The 19,884-nt window shown below is 64.6% G+C and carries 20 protein-coding genes; 9 read left to right on the top strand and 11 right to left on the bottom strand.

What is annotated here, in order from left to right; all coding sequences use genetic code 11:
- Positions 1–569 (top strand): gamma-glutamyl-gamma-aminobutyrate hydrolase family protein (locus IQ216_RS02840; RefSeq protein WP_193814244.1); only part of this gene is annotated, 569 nt, incomplete at its 5' end.
- A 9-nt stretch (positions 570–578) separates the two neighbouring features.
- Here IQ216_RS02840 and IQ216_RS02835 read toward each other — a convergent pair.
- The 3 genes from IQ216_RS02835 to IQ216_RS02825 form a co-directional block, all read right to left on the bottom strand.
- Positions 579–1,712 carry an HlyD family secretion protein gene (locus tag IQ216_RS02835; RefSeq protein ID WP_193814250.1) on the bottom strand — a complete coding sequence of 378 codons (1,134 nt, stop codon included), beginning with the start codon at positions 1,710–1,712 and terminating at the stop codon, positions 579–581.
- A 74-nt stretch (positions 1,713–1,786) separates the two neighbouring features.
- A complete protein-coding gene (locus IQ216_RS02830) occupies positions 1,787–4,750 on the bottom strand; it encodes an ABC transporter transmembrane domain-containing protein (protein WP_193814243.1) in 2,964 nt (987 codons plus the stop codon).
- On the bottom strand, positions 4,747–5,469 hold the full coding sequence (locus tag IQ216_RS02825) for a peptidylprolyl isomerase (protein ID WP_193814242.1): 723 nt from the start codon (positions 5,467–5,469) through the stop codon (positions 4,747–4,749). Before IQ216_RS02825 ends, IQ216_RS02830 begins: the two co-directional genes overlap by 4 nt.
- A 154-nt stretch (positions 5,470–5,623) precedes the next feature.
- Here IQ216_RS02825 and IQ216_RS02820 point away from each other — a divergent pair, with 154 nt between their 5' ends.
- From IQ216_RS02820 to IQ216_RS02790, 7 genes are all read left to right on the top strand, one after another.
- On the top strand, positions 5,624–6,274 hold the full coding sequence (locus IQ216_RS02820) for a 7-carboxy-7-deazaguanine synthase QueE (RefSeq protein WP_228007061.1): 651 nt from the start codon (positions 5,624–5,626) through the stop codon (positions 6,272–6,274).
- A 53-nt stretch (positions 6,275–6,327) separates the two neighbouring features.
- Positions 6,328–7,041, top strand: coding sequence for a 7-cyano-7-deazaguanine synthase QueC (queC, locus tag IQ216_RS02815; RefSeq protein ID WP_193814241.1), 714 nt, complete (start codon positions 6,328–6,330; stop codon positions 7,039–7,041).
- Positions 7,038–8,399 (top strand): anthranilate synthase component I family protein, encoded by a 1,362-nt coding sequence (locus IQ216_RS02810; RefSeq protein ID WP_193814240.1) that lies wholly within the window; start codon positions 7,038–7,040, stop codon positions 8,397–8,399. Before queC ends, IQ216_RS02810 begins: the two co-directional genes overlap by 4 nt.
- Positions 8,396–9,238 (top strand): aminotransferase class IV, encoded by an 843-nt coding sequence (locus tag IQ216_RS02805; RefSeq protein ID WP_193814239.1) that lies wholly within the window; start codon positions 8,396–8,398, stop codon positions 9,236–9,238. Before IQ216_RS02810 ends, IQ216_RS02805 begins: the two co-directional genes overlap by 4 nt.
- A gap of 62 nt (positions 9,239–9,300) precedes the next feature.
- Positions 9,301–9,837: a hypothetical protein gene (locus IQ216_RS02800; protein WP_370566585.1), complete on the top strand. Its 537-nt coding sequence runs from the start codon at positions 9,301–9,303 to the stop codon at positions 9,835–9,837.
- A 118-nt stretch (positions 9,838–9,955) separates the two neighbouring features.
- Positions 9,956–11,161 (top strand): formamidase, encoded by a 1,206-nt coding sequence (fmdA, locus tag IQ216_RS02795; protein ID WP_193814247.1) that lies wholly within the window; start codon positions 9,956–9,958, stop codon positions 11,159–11,161.
- 74 nt (positions 11,162–11,235) lie between these two features.
- Complete coding sequence (locus tag IQ216_RS02790) at positions 11,236–11,517, top strand: FmdB family zinc ribbon protein (RefSeq protein ID WP_186697732.1); 282 nt, start codon at positions 11,236–11,238, stop codon at positions 11,515–11,517.
- Between the two features lie 10 nt (positions 11,518–11,527).
- Here the strand turns inward: IQ216_RS02790 and urtE are convergent, their stop codons facing one another.
- The 8 genes from urtE to ureE form a co-directional block, all read right to left on the bottom strand.
- Complete coding sequence (gene urtE / locus IQ216_RS02785; protein ID WP_193814238.1) at positions 11,528–12,244, bottom strand: urea ABC transporter ATP-binding subunit UrtE; 717 nt, start codon at positions 12,242–12,244, stop codon at positions 11,528–11,530.
- 41 nt (positions 12,245–12,285) lie between these two features.
- Positions 12,286–13,032 carry an urea ABC transporter ATP-binding protein UrtD gene (gene urtD, locus IQ216_RS02780; RefSeq protein ID WP_193814237.1) on the bottom strand — a complete coding sequence of 249 codons (747 nt, stop codon included), beginning with the start codon at positions 13,030–13,032 and terminating at the stop codon, positions 12,286–12,288.
- A 60-nt stretch (positions 13,033–13,092) separates the two neighbouring features.
- Entirely contained in the window at positions 13,093–14,208 is a 1,116-nt protein-coding gene (gene urtC / locus IQ216_RS02775) for an urea ABC transporter permease subunit UrtC (RefSeq protein ID WP_193814236.1), read from the bottom strand.
- Between the two features lie 60 nt (positions 14,209–14,268).
- The gene (locus IQ216_RS02770; protein ID WP_193814235.1) at positions 14,269–15,426 is read right to left on the bottom strand and encodes a branched-chain amino acid ABC transporter permease; all 1,158 of its coding nucleotides are present in this window, start codon (positions 15,424–15,426) and stop codon (positions 14,269–14,271) included.
- A gap of 192 nt (positions 15,427–15,618) precedes the next feature.
- Positions 15,619–16,917 carry an urea ABC transporter substrate-binding protein gene (gene urtA / locus IQ216_RS02765; protein ID WP_193814234.1) on the bottom strand — a complete coding sequence of 433 codons (1,299 nt, stop codon included), beginning with the start codon at positions 16,915–16,917 and terminating at the stop codon, positions 15,619–15,621.
- A 108-nt stretch (positions 16,918–17,025) separates the two neighbouring features.
- The gene (ureG, locus tag IQ216_RS02760; RefSeq protein WP_193814233.1) at positions 17,026–17,676 is read right to left on the bottom strand and encodes an urease accessory protein UreG; all 651 of its coding nucleotides are present in this window, start codon (positions 17,674–17,676) and stop codon (positions 17,026–17,028) included.
- An 8-nt stretch (positions 17,677–17,684) separates the two neighbouring features.
- Entirely contained in the window at positions 17,685–18,371 is a 687-nt protein-coding gene (locus tag IQ216_RS02755; RefSeq protein WP_228007060.1) for an urease accessory protein UreF, read from the bottom strand.
- A complete protein-coding gene (gene ureE, locus IQ216_RS02750; protein WP_193814232.1) occupies positions 18,331–18,855 on the bottom strand; it encodes an urease accessory protein UreE in 525 nt (174 codons plus the stop codon). The genes IQ216_RS02755 and ureE overlap by 41 nt, the downstream gene beginning before the upstream one ends.
- A gap of 14 nt (positions 18,856–18,869) precedes the next feature.
- Here ureE and IQ216_RS02745 point away from each other — a divergent pair, with 14 nt between their 5' ends.
- On the top strand, positions 18,870–19,802 hold the full coding sequence (locus IQ216_RS02745; protein ID WP_370566584.1) for an urease accessory protein UreD: 933 nt from the start codon (positions 18,870–18,872) through the stop codon (positions 19,800–19,802).
- Positions 19,803–19,884 lie beyond the last annotated feature (82 nt).

Genomic DNA, 19,884 nt, shown 5'->3' with positions numbered 1-19,884 from the left:
GCAAGGTGGCGGCGATCCGCTGGGCCCGGGAGCAGCGGGTGCCGTTCCTGGGGCTCTGCCTCGGCATGCAGTGCGCCGTGATCGAGTGGGCCCGCAACGTCGCCGGCCTGGCCGGCGCCACCAGCGCCGAGCTCGACAGCGCCAGCCCCCATCCGGTGATCAACCTGCTGCCGGAGCAGCAGGACGTGGTGGACCTGGGCGGCACCATGCGCCTGGGCGTCTACCCCTGCCGCCTCACCCCAGGCACCATGGGCCAGCGTCTCTACGGCCAGGAGGTGGTGTACGAGCGACACCGCCACCGCTATGAGTTCAACAACGCCTACCGCAACCTGTTCCTCGATTCGGGCTACAGGATCAGTGGCAGTTCACCGGACGGCCGCCTGGTGGAGCTGGTCGAACTGGAGGACCMCCCCTTCTTCACCGCCTGCCAGTACCACCCGGAATTTCTCTCCCGGCCCGGCAAGCCCCATCCCCTCTTCCGCGGCCTGGTGGAGGCCGCCCAGCTGCAGCACAGCAGTCAGAACTCCATGGCCGCGGCAGACAGGCTGGAAGCCCCGCTGGCCTCCTGAGCGGAAGGATCAGAGTCGCTTGAGCGAGTCGGTCTTGTCCTTGAACTCACCCAGCAGCAGCTGCAGGTAGGTGACCTTGCGCAGCTTGATGTTGGCCGTCAGTGACATCCCCACCTGCAGCGGCAGTTCACTGCCGGAGTTCAGCTGCAGCTGCTGGTCCTGGAGCTTGATCACCGCCGGGAAGCGGTAGTTGGGCTTTTGCTCTTCCGGCGGCAGGGCATCGGAGCCGATCGAGGCCAGGGTGCCGTTCAGCACACCGAAATCCGAGGAGGGAAAGGAATCGATGCTGATGTCCACCGGCTTGCCCACCCGCACGAAGCCGATGTCAGCACTGTCGATCTCCACCTTGGCCTCGAGTTCATCGAGGGGCACGATCTTCATCACCGGCTCGCTGCCCTGGGCCACGAAGCCCGGGCCCGTGGGCTTGAGGTCAAACACCACCCCATCCACCGGCGAGCGCACGTCCTGATAGCGGATGTTCACCTTCGATTCCGTCAGCCGGCTGCGCAGCTCAGAGAGTTCCACCTCCAGCTCTGACACGGCCTGCTGGAGGATGGCCACCTGGCGCAGACGATCCACCTTGGTCTTCTCCAGGTCGCCCTCCACTTCGCGGGTCTGGTTGCGCTGCTGCAGGTATTCCAGTTCGGGCACCGCGCCCACGGCCTGGAGCGACTCCAGCCGGGCCAGCACCTGCTGTTGGAGCTCAAGGTTCCGCCCCAGCACCTGCTGCTCGGTGTCGTTGAGGGCGAGATAGCGCTGCAGCTCAAGCTGCTTGAGGGCGAACTGCTGTTCCTTCGAGCGAATCGAGTCGAGCAGGCCGTCGCGGCGGTCCAAGGTGGTTTCGTTATCGAGGCGCAGCAGCACCTGGCCCTTGGTCACCCGCTCCCCCTCCTTCACGAGCATGGTGTCGAGCACGCCACCCACCGGCATCTGCACCGTCTGCACGTCGCCGATCGGCTGGAGCTTGCCGGCGGCGATCACCACCTCCTCCGTCTGGGCCAGGGCCAGCCAGGCCAGGGCAAAACCCGTGGTGCCGATCAGGGCCCAGGTGATCGCGCGCGCCATGAAGCGCGACTGCTGCAGCACCATGCCCTCATGGCCGCTCTTGACCCGCTGTTCCAGGGCGTTCTGACCGGCCCGCATCAGCGACGACGCCCGTGGCGCCAGGGCCGAATCGGCGGGCTTGGCAGGGGTTGGGGTAGGGGAGKGCTCTGGGGTCACGAGGCCTCCTGCTGGCGGTAGAGCGCGTAGTAGCGCTCACGCTGCTCGATCAGCTGGTCGTGGGTGCCTGTCTCAACCACAGCGCCATCCTGGAGCATCACGATCAGGTCTGCCCGGCGGATCGTGGAGAGGCGGTGGGTGATGAAGAACACCGTGCACTGGCGCAGGTTCTCCAGCAGGTTGTCGCAGACGCGCCGCTCGGTGTCGTAGTCGAGGGCGCTGGTGGCCTCATCGAGCACCAGCAGCTTCGGGCGCGACAGCAGGGTGCGGGCCAGGGCGAGACGCTGCCGCTGCCCTCCCGAGAGGCCGGCGCCGCGCTCGCCCACGTTGGCGCTGTAGCCGCCCGGCAGCTCCATGATGAAGTCGTGGGCGCAGGCCAGCCGGGCCGCCTCCACGATGGCATCACTGCTGGCATCCGGATCGGTGAGGGCGATGTTCTCAGCCACGGAGCCGCTGAACAGCAGGGGCTCCTGGGGCACGATGCCGATCTGGCGGCGCAGCGAGTAGAGCTCAACCTTGTCGATGTCGTAGCCGTCGATCAGGATCTTGCCCTCGTTGGGGGCGTAGAGCCGGGTCAGCAGCTTCATCAGGGTGCTCTTGCCGCTGCCGCTCTGGCCCACCACCCCCACGAAGGTGCCGGCGGCAATCTGCAGATCCACGTGGCGCAGCACCGGCGGCGAGCCGGGTTCGAAGCTGAACGTCACGTCGCGGAAGGCCACATCCCCTTCAATCGGCGGCAGGGGGATCTTCTGCTTGTCGGCCTCGTTGGATTCCTCCGGAGTATCCACCACATCGGCCAGACGCTCAAAGGACACCTTCAGCTCCTGGATGTTCTGCCAGATCGAGGAAAGGCGCAGCAGCGGTTGGGTGACATAACCGGAAATGATGCGGAAGGCGATCAGCTGGCCCAGGCTCATCTCCCCCTTGAGCACCAGGCTCGCCCCCACCCAGAGCACCAGCAGCTGGGAGAGCTTCTGCAGCACCTGGGAGGTTTCCACCAGGGCGGTGCCGGTGATCGTCTTCTCGAAGCTGCGGGCGATGTAACGGGAGTAGAGGTCCTGCCACTTCCAGCGGCTGATCATCTCCACGTTCTGGGCCTTCACCGTCTGAATGCCGGTGAGCACCTCCACCAGGTGACTCTGGGTGCGGGCGTTCTCCTCGGCCGCCTGGCGGTACTGGCGCCGGAACAGGGGCGCCCCCAGCACTGTGAGACCGATCTGAATCGGCAGCACACAGAGGGCGATCAGCGTCAGCAGCCAGCTGTAGAAGACCATCACCACGATGTAGATCACCGAAAAGGCGGTGTCCAGCAGGGTGGTGAGGGCCTGGCCGGTGAGGAATTCGCGGATGTTCTCGAGCTCGGCCACCCGGGTGCCCAGCTCGCCCACCGGGCGCCGGTCGAAATAGCCCAGCGGCAGGCGCAGCAGGTGATCAATCACCTCGGCGCCGAGCCGCAGGTCGATGCGGTTGGTGGTTTCGGTGAACAGGAACGTGCGCAGCGCGCCGATCAGCCCCTCCATCAGCGTCACCACCACCAGCGCTATGCCCAGCACCTGCAGCGTGTCGAGGCTGCGCTGGGCAATCACCTTGTCGATGATCACCTGGATCAGCAGCGGATTGGCGAGGCTGAACAGCTGCACCACGAAGGAGGCCACCAGCACCTGCAGCAGCAGGCCGCGGTAGCGCTTCAGGGAGGGCCAGAACCAGTTGAAGTTGAAGCGCTGATCGGGGGTGCTGTTGCTGCGCTCCATCAGCAGCAGCTCAATGCCCTCCGGGAAGGCCGCTTCCATCTCCGCAGGCATCACTTCCACCCAGCCATCCCGGGGTGAGGCGAGCACCAGACCCCGGGCGTCGGAAGCCCGCACCAGGGCAAAGCCCCCCTTCCAGGGCACCAGGGCCGGCACCTGCAGCCGCGTGCCCTGGGAGGCCGGCACCCGCACGCCACTCACGTGCAGCCCCATCAGGGCGCCGATGTTGCCGCACAGCCGCAGATCCGGGGTCTGGCCGCGGCGCAGCACATCCCGCAGGATCTTCTCGATCGAGTCGCGCCGGAAGGGCAGCCGCAGCTCCAACGCCAGCGTCTGGAAGCAGGCGAGGGTTTCCTCCAGGGGGCCGCTGCCCCGCAGCACGCGCAGCTCCGGCCTGGGCTGCTGCCCCAGGTCGAGGCGGCTGGCCTGGGGGCCCTCGCCCGCGCCCAAGGGCACCAGGGCGGAGGAGCCCTGCGGCCCAGGCTCAGCCTCGGCGTCCTCCAGTTCCGCAACGACAGGGAGCGGATCCGCCAGGCTCGCCACCAGCGCCTCCGGCAGGGCGATCAACCGGGGCGGCAGGGGTGGCCGCGGCTCGGGGACACCCAGCTGGGGGTCCAGGCGAGTGCCCAGGGCCTGGCCGGGCAGGTTGGAGCTGGCGGCGAACAGCACCATCCCCGGGGGCAGTGCGGCCAGGGCGTTCGCCTCGGGAGCCACCAGCATGGCCTCCGGCGCCACCTGGCCATGGAGCTCCAGCAGCGAGGCCTCCCCACGGGACTGACGCTCCAGCAACCCGGCCAGCAGATCGAGCAATTCCGCTGTGAACAGCTCCGAGGCACACCAGGCCGCAAAGCTCGGCTGCTCAGCCAGGAGCTGCAGCACCAGCTGATCGGGAAGCACCAGGGCCTCCACCACGGAGGCGGCACTCACCTCCTCGCAGGGAGCGGCCCGCAGCAGCGAGGCCAGCCCCACCAGGCTGCCGGGCCCGAGCCGGGCGGCACTGCGCAGGGCTCCCTGATCGCGCACCAGCAGCCGCGCCGTGCCCTCCAGCACCAGCAGCACCTCGGCGGGGATCAGGCTGTCGTGGCTGAGGGGCTCCCCCAGGGAAAAGCGGCGCCGCTGGCAGCTGTCCTGGAGATGGGCGATCGCGGCCTCGGAGAGGCCCGCGAAGGCCGAATGCCGCTCGAGCCGTAATCCCTGGGAGCTGGTGGTCATCGGCCCACCACTGCAGCCTGTCGGGGCGTCTCGCACAACCGGGCCAACCGCACGTCAACCTCCTCCTCCAGCCACTCGTCCAGCAGCTCCTGAATCATGGCGTCAGCCACTTCGTCGTCAAAACTGGCTGGCTCCAGAGACTCCAGCCTCACCAGCAGCCACCACTCGCCGATCGGGAACGGTTCGAGCACCACTCCCGGCCTGGCCGTGCGCAGACGCTGCATCAGTTCGGGATGGGCCTGGGCCAGTGGCACCGGACCCACGATGCCGCGGGTGGCGCGCTCCGGGCCTTCAGCATGGCTGGCGGCGAGCTGATCAAAGCTCGATTCGCCTTCACTGATCTGCAGAAACAGCTCACGGGCCAGGTTGGGGTTCGCCGTGCGCAACAGGCTGTACACCACCTGGTCGAGGTCGGCCTTGTTGGCCAGAAAGCGCGATTCCGCCTTGGAGGAGAAGTGCTCCACGGAGTATTTCCACACCTTCACCGGGAAATGGGCCTGGTAGTCCAGGTCGGAATGAGTGAGCAGCAGGGCCTGTTTCAGCTCCAGCAGCTGGCTGTCATCATCAATGCCATTGTCCTGGCGGAACTGGGCCAGAGCGGCTTCCTGTTCCTCTTCATTGAGCTGGATCGGAGCCAGGAGCTCCTCCAGCAGCTGCTGGCGCAGGAAGGGTCGCAGCAGGCCGTAGCGCGCCAGCGTGGGCAGATCCGGTGAGCTCATCGACCCAGGCCTTGCAAACCTCGCCGCATGCTGAACGACCGCCGGCCACCGTGTTCCGATTGTCTCACCAAGGGGATCGGCAGCAAGAACAACCGTAGTGGCGAAGACCTGGGTCCAGGCTGCCTAAAGTTGACCCCCTTATGAACGAGCAGGTTTGGCGGTGTCCGTGGCCCCTGGCCCCCAGCCAGACCCTGCCGCACTGCCAGTGGTGGAAACCTTCCACTCACTGCAGGGGGAGGGCCTTCACGCAGGCCGCAGCGCCTTTTTCATCCGCCTGGCGGGCTGCTCGGTGGGCTGCAGTTGGTGCGACACCAAGCACTCCTGGGCGGCGGCGGCCCATCCCCGTCAGGAGGTGACGGCCCTGGCGTCAGAGGCAGAGCAGGCCGCGAGCGCAGGGGCCGCCTTCGTGGTGGTCACCGGCGGCGAACCGCTGCACCACAACCTCACCCCACTGTGCGGGGCTCTCGCCCCCCTGGGGCTGCCCCTGCACCTGGAAACCAGCGGCGTGGATGCCCTCAGCGGCCAGTTCGACTGGATCACCCTCTCGCCCAAGGCCCACAGGCCACCGGCCGATGCCCTGCTGGGCGGCTGCCAGGAACTCAAGGTGGTGATCCACGACGAGCCGGACCTCAGCTTCGCGGCGGCCATGGCCCGGCGCGCCGAGCTCCTGGGCAACCGTCCGGCGCTGCTGCTGCAACCGGGCTGGCAGTCGGCCCGGGGTGAGGCCCTGGCCCTGGCCTTTGTGCGCGGCCAGCCCCGGTGGCGACTCAGCCTGCAGAGCCACAAGTGGCTCTCGATCCGCTGAACAGCCCAACAGCTGAACCGCTGATCCCTCGCTCTCCCTCCCCACCTCGCTCCATGGCCAGCGCACCGCCCCCCGCCAGCGACCCGGGGTCCTCCCACCAGCCAGCCACGGCGATCGCCCTGCTCTCCGGCGGTCTTGATTCGGCCACCGCCGCCGCCCTGGCGATCGAGGCCGGTGAGCGGGTGATCGGCCTCTCCTTTGACTATGGCCAGCGCCACCGCCGGGAGCYCCAAGCCGCCAGCCGCAYCGCCGCCGCCCTCGGCCTGAGCGAGCACCACACCCTGGAAGTGAACCTGGCTGCCTGGGGCGGCTCGGCCCTCACCGATCCAGGCCAGGCCATCCCCGGCGAAGGCGTGCTGGAGGGGCTGATCCCCAGCACCTACGTGCCGGGCCGCAACACCGTGTTCATCGCCCTGGGGCTGAGCCTGGCCGAGGCCCGCGGCGCCCGGCGCCTGGTGCTGGGGGTCAATGCCGTGGACTTCTCCGGCTACCCCGACTGCCGACCGGACTACCTGGACGCCTTTCAGAGCCTGGCGGATCTGGCCAGTCGGGCCGGGCGCCAGGGCCGCGGCGTCAAGCTGTGGGCGCCGCTGGTGCAGTGGAGCAAGACCCGCATCGTGCAGGAGGCCCTGCGGCTGGGGATACCGATCGCCAGCACCTGGAGTTGTTACCAGGGCGAGGCCGAGCCCTGCGGGGTGTGTGACAGCTGCAGGATCCGCGATGCCGCCCTGATCGAGGCCGGCCGCCCCGATCTGGCCGGGCGATGACGACGCCCCCGCCGCCCGCTGGCTGGCAGCGGCGTGCCTTGCCCTGGCGGCCCCCCTGGGGCCTGGTGAACCAGCTGGCCTCCAGCCTGGGCGAGGCCGGGCTGGTGTGGCTCGATGGCGATGGCAGCCCCCTGGGCCGCTGGGCCACCCTGGCCCTGGAGCCCCTGGAGCAGCGCGAGTGCCGCGGCCTGCCCACAGAGCCCGGCAGCTCCGATCCCTTCGCCGCCCTCGCCGAGCTGCAGCGCCAGGGTGGCTGCTGGCTGGGCTGGCTGGGCTACGAGGCCGGGGCCTGGGTAGAGCCGGCGGAGCACTGGCGATCCCCGGACATGGCGGTGCTCTGGGCCGGCCGCTACGACCCGCTGCTGCGCTGGGATCTGCAGCAGCACAGGCTGTGGTTGGAGGGGAGCGATCGCCGCCGGCTGGCCGCCCTGGAAGCACGGATCCTGGCTCTCCCTCCGCCGCGGGCCGGMGCCGACGAGAACGCCGAAGACGGCGATCGCCAGGCCCCCCGGCTCGACCCCCACCGCTGGCACTGGCACACCGCGCCCGAACGCTTTGCAAGCCAGGTGGCTGAGCTGCGGGAGCGGATCGCCCAGGGGGATCTGTTCCAGGCCAACCTCACCGCCTGCCGCGAGGCGCAGCTGCCCGCCGGCGCTTCCCCCCTGGCCCTCTACGGGCGGCTGCGGCGCCACTGTCCGGCACCGTTCGCCGGCCTGGCGGTGCGCTGCCTCGGGCCCGGGGCCGAAGCGGTGCTGTCGGCCTCGCCGGAGCGCTTCCTGCAGCTCCAGGACGATGGGCGTGTGCAAACCCGGCCGATCAAGGGCACCCGCCCGCGCCATGCCGAGGCGGAGGCCGATGCCGACGCCGCGGCCGAGCTGATCACCAGCGCCAAGGACCGCGCCGAGAACGTGATGATCGTGGACCTGCTGCGCAACGACCTCGGCCGCGTCTGCCGGCCCGGCTCGATCCACGTGCCCCAGCTGGTGGGGCTGGAGAGCTACCGGCAGGTCCACCACCTCACCTCCGTGGTGGAGGGAGAGCTGCGCCCCGGCACCAGCCTGGAGGAGCTGCTGCGGGCCTGCTGGCCGGGGGGTTCGATCACGGGGGCCCCCAAGCTGCGGGCCTGCCATCGCCTGAACAGCCTCGAACCGGTGCCGCGGGGGCCCTACTGCGGCTCCCTGTTCCAGCTCGATGCCGCCGGCCGCTTCGACAGCAACATCCTGATCCGCAGCCTGATGCTGCGGGGCCAGCGGCTGCGGGCCCACGCCGGCTGCGGCATCGTGGCCGATTCCAGCCCCGCGGACGAGGCCAGGGAGCTGGCCTGGAAGCTCGACCCCCTGCTGGAGGCCCTGGCATGAGCAGCGGCGCGGCGGCAGCGGCGGCGATCGCCTGGATCGATGGACCTGGCGGGGGCCGCTGGGGCGCTCCGGAGCAGCTGAGCGTGCCGCTGTCGGAGCGGGGGCTGAGCCTGGCCGATGGGTTGTTTGAAACGGTGCTGGTGCAGGGCGGGCGGCCGCACCTGCTGGAGGCCCATCTGCAGCGCTGGTGCCGGGGAGCGACGGTGCTGGGCCTGCCACCTCCGCCAGGGCTGGAGCGGGTGCTGGCCCTGGCGGCTGAGGCGATCAGCCGCAGCGGCATCCACACCGGAGCCCTGCGGCTCAACTGGAGCCGAGGCGATGGAGAGCGGGGCCTGGACCTGCCCGCGGCTGGGGCAGCCCGCTTCTGGCTGCAGCTGAGTCCATGCCGGCCCAGCTTTCACCCCGTTCGGGTGATCATCAGCCGCCTGGAGCGCCGCAATGCCAGCAGCGCGATCAGCGGCTGCAAGACCTTCGCCTATGGCGCCTCGGTGCTGGCCCGCCGCGAGGCCTGCGAGGCAGGCCAGGACGACGCCCTGCTGCTGAGCACAGCCGGAGGGCTCTGCTGCGGCACCACGGCCAACCTGCTCGTGCGCCACCGGGAGCGCTGGCTGACCCCGCCGCTGGGGAGCGGCTGCCTGGCGGGGGTGATGCGCGCTCAGGCCCTGGCCCTCGGCCTGGCCCAGGAGGCCAGCGAGGCGATCGAGCCAGCCCAACTCCAGGCGGGGGCGCTGCTGCTCAACAGCCTCGGCTGCCGGCCGATCCAGAGCCTGGCGACACAGGAGCTGGGAGCGGTGCCGGAAGCTGAGCCGTTCTGGCGGCAGCTGCTGGGCGCAGGCTGAGCAGGCTGGAGACACCTGTCATAGGGTCTGCCCAACCATGGAGAGGCCAGGTGAGGGTTGGAGTGGCGCGTCGGGGCACGGACCCCCGCCCCCGGCAGAGGGGTCGCGCCAGGCTGGCTCTGCCGGGCCTCACCCTGCTGCTGGGGCTGGGGCTGGCCGCCTGCGGTGGCGGCAAGGAAGTCGCCATTCAGAACGCCGAGGAGGGAGACGCCCTGGTGCAACTGGAGGGAACAAGGGTGGACCTGGCTCTGGACTTCCAACCCGGCGTGTCCAACGGCCTCTACAAGGGCGCCGTACGCCTGTTCGGGCCAGACCAGCCAGAGGCGGGAAGCCTGCTGGCCGTCAACGCCGTCTGCAGCCTGGAGAACACGCCTGGCTGGCCACCCTACGACAACCTCTACGGCAGGACCATCAAGGAACCGGCTGAGGCGCGCGACCTCAGCGGCCAATCGAACTGGCAGATTCTGTATTACTTCGACGGAGAAGTGGAAGCGAGAGGCACGATCGAGCCCCAACCCTGGGCACAACGCCTGAAAGACAATCTCTGCCGCCGTGGCGACTTTGACGACAGCACTGCACGCGAAGACCCGACCACCTGAACTGCCACCTCTGTCCATGAGCAACGTGGCCTCTGGAGAGATTTCGTAGCCATTCACACTGTTCCTACGGACGGCCTCGCCTTTGATGCCAGCGAAACAGGAAAAAGGCTGCGTCTCCATGCCCAAAACGCTCTTCAATATTGACCTCACCAAGTCCATGGACCAGCAGGAGATGCCTGGCCATAACCGCTGGCATCCTGACATTCCCGCGGTCGCCTCCGTGAATCCTGGTGAGGTCTTCCGGATTGAATGCAAGGACTGGACCGATGGCCAGATCAGGAACAACGACGATCCCCAGGACGTCGCCGATGTCAACCTGGAAGTGGTGCATGTTCTGAGCGGTCCGATCTGGGTTAATGGCGCTCAGCCCGGCGATATTCTCGTGGTTGACATTCTCGATGTCGGCGCTCTTCAAGGCGATGAATGGGGATTCAACGGGATTTTTGCCAAGGAGAATGGGGGTGGCTTTCTCACAGACCACTTCCCGAAAGCCTGCAAGTCAATCTGGGATCTGGAGGGGATCTACACCAGCTCCCGCCACANTMMCGGCSTGCGCTTTGCCGGCATCACCCACCCTGGCCTGATCGGCTGCGCCCCCTCCCATGRGCTGCTGAAGGAATGGAACCGGCGTGAAACGGAGCTGGTGAACACAGCCCCCGATCGCCGCACCTACGGCGCAGGGCTTTCCGGCAGCGAACCCGTGCTTGCGGCCCTGCCCAATCCCAACAGCGCCATCCTGGGCACCCTGCCTGCTGGCGACTTTGAGCGCGTGGCCCATGAGGCTGCCCGCACAGTGCCACCTCGGGAGCATGGCGGCAACTGCGACATCAAGAACCTCACCAAGGGCACCCGGATTTACTTCCCCGTCTATGTGGAAGGCGCCAAGCTGTCGATGGGAGACATCCACTTCTCCCAGGGAGATGGTGAGATCTCCTTCTGTGGCGCCATCGAGATGTCCGGCTATCTCGATCTGCATGTGGAAATCATCAAAGGTGGCGTGGAGAAGTATGGGATGGTGAACCCCATGTTCAAAACCAGTCCAGTGGAGCCCCACTTCACCGACTATTTGGTGTTTGAAGGGATTTCAGTGGATGAGTTTGATGGTAAACAGCACTACATGGATGTGCACATCGCCTACCGGAGAGCCTGCCTCAATGCCATTGAATACCTGAAGAAGTTTGGTTTCAGCGGCGAGCAGGCCTACATGCTGCTCAGCTGTGCTCCGGTGGAGGGTCGTGTCAGCGGCATTGTCGACATTCCCAATGCCTGCTGCACGCTCGCGATTCCCACCTCCATCTTCGAGCAGGACATCCTGCCCTGTTGATCCGTAGCCAGTTCAGGGGACTTGTGCCTCAACGGGTCCCCCCCCGGCACCCAGACCACACGAAAAGACTGTCCATGCCCGTCTATGAGTTCAGCTGCAGCGAAGGCTGCCAAGACTATGAGGTCTGGCGCAGCATTGAGTCGCGTCAGGTGAATACCGATTGCCCCGATTGCGGTGCCAAGGGTAGCCGCATCTTCAGTCCACCGATGACGCTCACGGGTTCCTTCCGGCTCAAGCAAGAAAGCAAGGAACCGCGCTTGGTGAGCGGCCAACAACAGGCCGAAAGGGCCGCTGAACGCAAACCTCGGCTGAGGCAAAGCAGCACCCGGCCCTGGATGGTCAACCGCGGCTGTTGAGTTAGGTCGCTCAGACAGTCAGGAATTCCTGGACCACAGCGTCGGACAGTTGGTCTGTAGGTCCGCTGGACACAATGCCGCCGCGCTGCATGGCGTAGTAGTAATTGGATTGACGCACAAAGTGGAGATGCTGCTCCACCAGCAGCACACTGATTCCCGTTTCCTTCATGATGCGCTGCACGGCACGCTCAATGTCCATGATGATGGAGGGCTGAATCCCCTCGGTGGGTTCATCAAGGAGCAGCAGCTTGGGTTTGCCCAACAGCGCCCGGGCAATGGCCAGTTGCTGCTGCTGACCGCCACTGAGATCACCACCCTTGCGACCCAGGAACTGCTCGAGGATGGGGAAGAGGTCAAAGACGAGGGGATCAATATGCCGATTTTTGCCTAAGCCGCCCGGAAGGGCCTCCATACCGAGCAGCAAGTTCTCCTTCACAGTGACCTGGGGGATGATGTCGCGTCCCTGGGACACATAACCAATGCCAGCACGGGCCCGCCGGTACGGAGCCTCTGAGAGCAGCTGCCGATCGCCATACTGGATCGAGCCTGATCGTTGCTGCAGCAGACCGATAATGGTTTTAAGAAAGGTGGTTTTACCAACACCATTCCTGCCGATCAAGCACACCATTTCTCCTTCGGGAACAGATAAATCAACATCTCTGAGAATATGGCTCTGGCCATAGTAGACATTCAGATCTGAGACATGAAGAATGGGTTGAGCGGTCATGGGTTTACGCAAAGCCTGGGGTTGGGTTGGATTGAATACAATTAGTCGTCAGACTGACCGAGATACACTTCAATCACACGCGGGTCTTGCTTGACCTTATCCAATGGGCCCTCCGTCAGGAGCTGTCCTTGGTGAAGAACAGTCACCGGGGCATTGAGATCGCGAATGAACTCCATATCGTGCTCAATCACAACCACGGTGTGATCACCAGCCAACGACTTGATCAACTCGGCAGTGCGCACCGTTTCTTCGTCGGTGAGGCCCGCTACCGGTTCATCCAGCAGCAACACCTCGGGAGACTGGGCCACCAACATGCCAATGGCCAACCACTGCTTTTGGCCGTGGGAAAGGGAGCCCGCCTGATGGGTGGCAAAGGGTGCCAGGCCCACATAGTTCATGATGCGCTGCACTTCATCCTTCACGGATACAGGCAGGTGATCAACCAGCAAGTTCAACGCATTCTTGTGGGGTGAAGCAGAGAGCTCAAAGTTACGTTGAACCGTCAGGTTCTCAAACACGCGCGGAGTCTGAAATTTACGGCCGATTCCGCCTCGCGAGATCTTCTGCTCAGAAAGGCCAATCAGGGATTGGCCCCGAAAGCTCACTGTTCCCTTGGTGGGGCGAACCTTACCAGTGATGACATCGAGAAAAGTGGTTTTACCTGCACCATTGGGACCAATGATGGATTTAAGCTCTCCCTTCATCAAGGTGAGGCTTAGGTCTGTAAGCGCATAAAAGCCATCAAAGCTAACGCTCACATCCTTGAGTTCAAGGAGAGGCTTGGTCATTGGCGGAAACGACAATGGGATGAGTGGATTGCTGACGGGGTCTCATGGGAATGCAAAGACTCAAGAGATATCTTCTAGAGCGGCCACCTCCTCATCAAGCTGAGGATAGGTGCGCGCCATCGGTGCAATACCAAAGGCTGCCAGGAGGCGGCTGAAACCTCCTCCTGTGAACCAACCGTAGATGCCATCGGGCATCAGCACCACCACAAAGATGAACAAGCCCCCCTGCACAAACAGCCAGAACTCAGGCAAAGCCTCACTGACCAGGCTTCTCAGGTAGTTGACCAGGATTGCACCAATGATCGGACCAACAAGAGTTCCCCGACCACCAACTGCGACCCAGATGACCATTTCAATTGACATTGAAATGGTCATGAATTGTGGAGAAACAATCCCCGTTTGCACGGTATAAAGAGCGCCCGAAAGACCGCAGAGTGCACCGGCAACAATGAACACAATGGTCTTGAAGGGAACGGGGTTAAAGCCTCCGAACCTGAGCCGCTGCTCATCATCGCGGATCGCGATCAAGGCGTCGCCGAAACGACCATTGGTGAAGTATCGACAAACAAGAAAAGCGACCGGTATGAGCAGTACAGTAATCCTGTAGAATAGGAGTTGCATGTCACTGGAGCCTACCAGCTGCCCAAACAACTCTGTTGTGCTGGTTTTCAAGCCATTGGTTCCATTGATCAACTTCTGTTGACCATTAAAGAAGTGGAAGAACACCATCAACGCAGCCTGCGTGATGATCGAGAAATAAACTCCTTTGATTCGGTTTCTAAAGATCAGATAGCCTACAAACCCAGCGATGATGGCCGGTATCAGCCAAAGAGCGATCAGGGTAAAGACTGGAGACCAGAACGGCTGCCAGAAGAAAGGAAGTTTGTCAACACCGTAGTTCTCAAAGAACTTTGGAATGCCATTGCCACCAGCCAGGCTTTCAGTATTCAGGGTGAGGTACATCGCCGCCCCATAGCCACCCAAAGCGAAGAAGATCCCTTGGCCCAGGCTGAGCAAGCCTGTGTAGCCCCAAATCAGGTCAATGGCCAGGGCAGTGATCGCCAGCGAGAAGTAGCGTCCAAACAGATTTAGCCTGAAATCACTCAGAATCGCCGGAAGCACAAACAGCGCAATGGCAAGCAGAATCCATGGAACGAGCTTTCGGAAGATCTTCATGGGTTGGACCTCCACAAAAGGAAGCGAAAGTGTTGTGCTGGGAAGACTTGCATGGAAGGATTAAGCATCAACGGATCGCCCCTTCTGCGGGAACATTCCATTGGGACGGAACTGCAGGAAGACAATGATGAAGATGAACACAAGCACCAACGACATACTCGTGGTGGCAAAGAACTCAACAACACCCTTAGCTGCCGCAGGCATGTCCGGAAAGACAATCAGAAGCGAACCCGAACCAACAACAGACTGAATCAGACCCAGCATCAGGGAGGCCAAAACGGTGCCGAGCAGATTGCCCACTCCGCCCAGCACAATCACCATGAAGCAGGACACGATGTAGGCAGCTCCAAGGTTGGGACCCACAGACCCAAGCAGCGTGATGGCGCAGCCGGCGACACCAGCCAGACCTGATCCAAGGCCGAAGGTGATGCTGTCGACGCGGTCGGTGGGGATACCGAGGCAGTTGCTCATCTGGCGGTTCTGCGTCACGGCTCGAATCCGCAGACCCCAGGCGCTCTTGGTGAGGAACCACACCGTGGCCAACAACAGCACAACCGAAAGCAGAATGATGAAGATCCTCAGACCAGGCAACTCAATGCCGCCAATCTCACCCCAGCTTCCCTGAAGCCATTTAGGGGCAGTCACATCGATGTTTCTGGGTCCAAACCAAGGACTGGCGAGCGGACGCACGACCGAGAATGCATTCACCGCTACCAGGCCGATCCCAAGAGAAGCGGCCCAGAGCAGTCCGGTGACGTAAGGCAAAAAGGGACGATCGCCAACCTTGGCCTTCAACAGTCGACTGGAGAAGTAGCCCAGAACAACTGTGAGCAGAATGCCCAGCAACATGGAGGTGGAAATGCTCCGGATCAGCTGGATCAGGATCAGGCTTACCCCCCAAGTGGCCAGCAGTGTTTCGAGGGGCCGACCATAGAGCTTGCGAATCAGTGTTCGCTCCAGCAGTACACCCACCAAGGCTGTGACAATAAAGGCACAGACAAGAGCTACCGGATAGTAGAGTTCAAAAACAATACCTCCAATCGGTCTGAAAACGGATTGGACGACAAAAGTGACATAGGCACCAAGCATCATTAACTCGCCATGGGCGAGATTAATCACACCCATCAAACCAAAGACAATGGCCAGTCCGGTGGCTGCAAGCAACAGCACGGAGCCGATGCTGAGCCCATCAAGGATCTGAGAAAAGAATAGTTCCAACGGAAGTAGTAGCTGAACATTCTCAGGCCAGAACGTGTCCAGACCTGATGGGTTGAAGGATGAAGACTGCTGGCCTTAAACGGAAGCGGCTTTGATGCTGAGCCAAGGGGAACCAAACGGAGGTTCCGTCGTGTTCAGCTTGAGAGCAGTACCTGGGGGGTGGAGGGGGGCAGAAGCCCCCCAACCCATGCATCACATCTGGAACTTTCCAGCGTCGGGACGATCCTGGGTCCAGTCGCAGGTGTAGCCCTTGGTTTCAGGCACGAACTGGTTCCAGGGCAGCGGAGGGATAGCCTCGCCACTGTCCTGCAGAATCTTGAACTGGCCATCAGGCATGGCCTCGCCAATCAGCACACGCTCGGAGGTGTGGTGGTTGGGGAACATCTTGATCTCGCCCTGGGGAGCATCGAACGTGATGCCGATCATGGTCTCGCGGACCTTGTCGAGATCTTCGAAAGTGCCCGCCTTCTCAACGGCATTCTTCCAGAGGTAGACCATGTTGTAGGCCGACTCTGCAGGGTCGCCAACAACCCGGTCTTCGCCATACATTGCCTGGAAGTCTTCGGTGAACTTCTTGGAGGCTGGCGTGTCCAGGCTCATGAAGTAGTTCCAGGTGGCGTAGGTGCCGGTGGTGTACTCGGGACCAATCTGACGAATCTCCTCCTCGGCAATGGAGAAGGACATGATCGGATACTTAGCAGGGTCAATGCCAGCGGCCTTGAACTGCTTGAAGAGGGCAACGTTGGAGTCACCATTCAGGGTGTTGATGATGATGCCTCCATCAGGGAACGCCTCCTTGATCTTGGCGATGATGGGAGCGACCTCCGTATTACCCAGGGGGATGTAATCCTCACCAACGACTTCACCGCCAAGAGCCTTCATCTGCTCCTTGATGATGGTGTTGGCTGTACGTGGGTACACGTAGTCAGAACCAACAAGGTAGACCTTTTTGCCCAGCTCGTCGCCGAAGGTCTTCATCAGCCAGTCCACTGCAGGCTCGGCCTGCTGGTTCGGGACGGCACCGGTATAGAAGATGTTTTTAGAGCATTCCTGACCCTCATATTGAATGGGGTAGAAAAGCATATGATTCTTGGCCTCGTACACCGGCAGCATCGCCTTACGACTGGCCGAGGTCCAGCCACCAAAGACAACGGCGACGTTGTCGGAGTCGATCAGCTTCTGCGATTTCTCAGCAAACGTGGGCCAGTCCGAGGCACCATCTTCAGCAGTGGCAACAATCTTGTATGACTTATCCCCTACTTTGACGCCGCCTGCGTCGTTGATTTCCTTGATTGCCATCTCTTCGACCTCTTTCAAGGTCGTTTCCGAGATGGCCATGGTCCCACTCAGAGAGTGAAGGATGCCGACTTTGACTTCTCCGTCAAATTCCCCCGCCGAATCGCCGCCGCCGCCGCCGCAGGCCACAAGCGTGACGCTGACCACTGAAGCGCCGATTCCGGCAAGCAACCGCCTTGAGATGTGCTGGACCATGGGTGATTGATCAAGGTGTGGTGGATGCCGCAATATCGGCGGCATTTCGCAACCTACAGATCTGTTCATGGGCGCTATGTATCCGATCGCACCGAAGGTGCTGGGCGCTCAGCCGGTGTGTGGATTTGCTCGTGCAAGCGATGGCGTGGATACCCGAAGTCCTTCCGGAAGCTGTTGCAGCAGAAACGACTCCACCTTGTCGAGTCCCTCGCCACTGCGCAGGTTGGCAAAGCACCAGGGGCGGCTCGGACGCATGCGCTCGGTATCCCGCTGCATCACCCCCAGGTCGGCACCCACCAGCGGCGCCAGGTCAATCTTGTTGATCACCAGCAGATCGGAGCGGGTGATGCCCGGCCCCCCCTTGCGCGGAATCTTGTCTCCAGCGGCCACATCAATCACGTAGATGCACAGGTCCACCAGTTCTGGACTGAAGCTGGCCGCCAGGTTGTCGCCGCCACTTTCCACCAGCACCAGGTCGAGATCGGGGTAGAGCCKCTCCAGCTCCTCCACGGCGGCGCGGTTGATCGAGCAGTCCTCCCGGATGGCGGTGTGGGGACAGCCACCGGTCTCGACGCCGCGGATGCGCTCAGGCTCCAGCACGCCCGCCCGGGTCAGGAACTGGGCGTCCTCCTGGGTGTAGATGTCATTGGTGACCACGGCGAGTTGCAGCTGCTGCCGCAGACGCCGGCAGAGAGCTTCCACCAGGGCCGTCTTGCCCGACCCGACGGGCCCTGCCACCCCCACCCGCAGCCTGCTCATCGGCTCCCTCAGCTCCGAAACAACCTGGAGTAGAGCTCAGCATGGCGCAATTGAGCCAGGGAGGCCCCAACAGCCCCTGTCCAGAGCTGATCTGGATCCGCCCCAACCAGGCTCTCAGCCCGCGCCGCAATCACCGGGGCCAGTCCCCACTGCACCGCCTGGGCCCGGGTCGGCCCCAGGGGCACCAGCCGCACCGCCGCGCTCAGCTGGTTGGCCACCCAGCCGTAGAGATAGGCCTCCACCAGCTCCTGGGCTGGAATGGCCAGGGCGCGGCCCGCCAGGGCAAAGGCCCCTGGCCAGGCCAGGTCGAGCGCCGGCGGCTCCAGGCCCAGGTCCGCCAGCAGCCGCAGCAGAGACCCCCCCATCTGGCGCTGCTGGGCGCGCAGCTCCGGTGCCTCTCTCTGGGCCAGCAACCAGGCGTCCCGATCACGCAGCTCCGGATCCGGGGCCAGCATCAGCCTGGGCAGCCAGGCGGCTTCGACGGTCACGGCTCCTCGCTGCAATTCGGCCCGCAGCCAGGCCTCCACCCCCGCAGCGTCCTGGAGCAGGCCGTGCTGCACGAGCACCTCAAGCCCCTCGGCGTAGCTGAACGCCCCCACCGGCAGAGCCGGGCTCACCAGCTGCAGCAGGGCCAGGCGGCCGCTGCCGGCCGACCTAGGCGCCATGCCCATGGCCCCCGGGCTCTGAGCCGCCATGGGAGTGGCCCTGGCTGCTGGCGTAGGCACCGTGCTCAGGCAGAAAAGGGGCGCTGATCCGCGCCACCCCCAGGCGGCGGTGCTCCATCAGATGGGCCAGCACGGGATCCTCCGCCAGCCTCAGCTCTCCTGGCCGGATTTCCATGGCGACATGCCTGTTACCCAGGTGGTAGGCCGCCTGGAGCAACGCCAGGGGATCGGCTGCCGTGATCTGCAGCAGGGCCTCCGCCGCGGCCTCCACCCGCACCCAGGCCAGGCCCTCGCCATCGGCGAGCAGGTCACCGGGCTGCAGGGCCTCGCCGCGGGGCAGCTGCAGCAACAGCGGCTGGCCGCAGACGCTGTGGCGGCGTCCCCGCAGCCGGGTGCGCTCGTCAGCGCTGAGCTGGAGCACGAAGGGAGGGGTCTGGCCAGAGAGTCCGGAGAGCCGCTGGGTGAGCACCAGGGGCTGCGGCACTGGCCCTGGGACCGCGGAAGCGGGGATCATGGCGGCATGACGCTGTGCTGAGTATCTCCAAACCACGAGCCGCCGGCAGCTGGCACGGCCAGACCCAGCTGGTGTTCCGCCGTGGCGCCGGCGCCGATGCTGGCGACACCAGCTTCCAGGGCAGCGCCACAGCGCCGCTGAAACTGCAGCGCGCCTATCGGCACCAGGATGGCCGCTGCGAACTGCCGTTGCTGCACACCGCCGGGGGGCTGGTGGGGGGCGATCAGCTCACGATCGAGGCGAGCCTGGAGGAGCGCAGTGAAGCCCTGCTCACCAGCGTGGCGGCCCAGAAGGTCTACGGGTCGGTGGGCCGCCTCAGCCAGGCACCCGAGGGGCGCTGGGTGAACCAGCAGCTCCACTTCTGCCTCGCCGACGGCGCGGATCTGGAGTGGCTGCCCCAGGAGCTGGTGCTCTACGCCGACGGGCTGCTGGAGCAGCGCTGCCGGGTGGAGCTGGCCCCCCAGGCCTCCTACCTGGGCGTGGAGGTGGTGCGCCTGGGCCGCACCGCCGCCGGCGAAGACCTCGCTGCCGGCTGCTGGCGTTCGGCCCTCGACATCCATCGCGGCGGCAGCCGCGGCAACMCCTGGATGCTGGTGGATCGCCTGGAGCTGGGCGGCGAGGCCCTGGCCGGGGAGCATGGCCTGGCCCGGCAGCCGGTGTACGGCTCGCTGGTGTGGGCCGCTCCGGAGCACTTCCCCAGGGCTGAGCTGGCCGGGCTGCTGGAGCTGTGCCGCCAGGATCGCGACGGGCTGGACGGCGCCATGGCCTGCGGCGCCCTGGAGCCTGGACTGGTGGCCCGCTACCGGGGCCCCTCCAGCCAGGCGGCCCGGTTCTGGTTCAGCCGCATCTGGGCCCGGATCAGGGCGGCCAGGGGCTTGCCCGCTCCGCAACTGCCGCGGGTCTGGCCCTTTCAGGAACAACCCTGGCGCCCTGAAGGTTGCAGCTGAACCTGTCCGCCCTCAGACCCCTGCCACAGTGCGGCGGGGTCTGGTCCATCCCTCCCCTCCCCAGCCACCATGCACCTCACCC

The organism is Cyanobium sp. LEGE 06143 (genome assembly GCF_015207535.1).
Classification (GTDB): Bacteria; Cyanobacteriota; Cyanobacteriia; order PCC-6307; family Cyanobiaceae; genus NIES-981.
The sequence above is the reverse complement of the archived record's forward strand: the minus strand, read 5'-3'. Positions and strand labels throughout refer to the sequence as shown.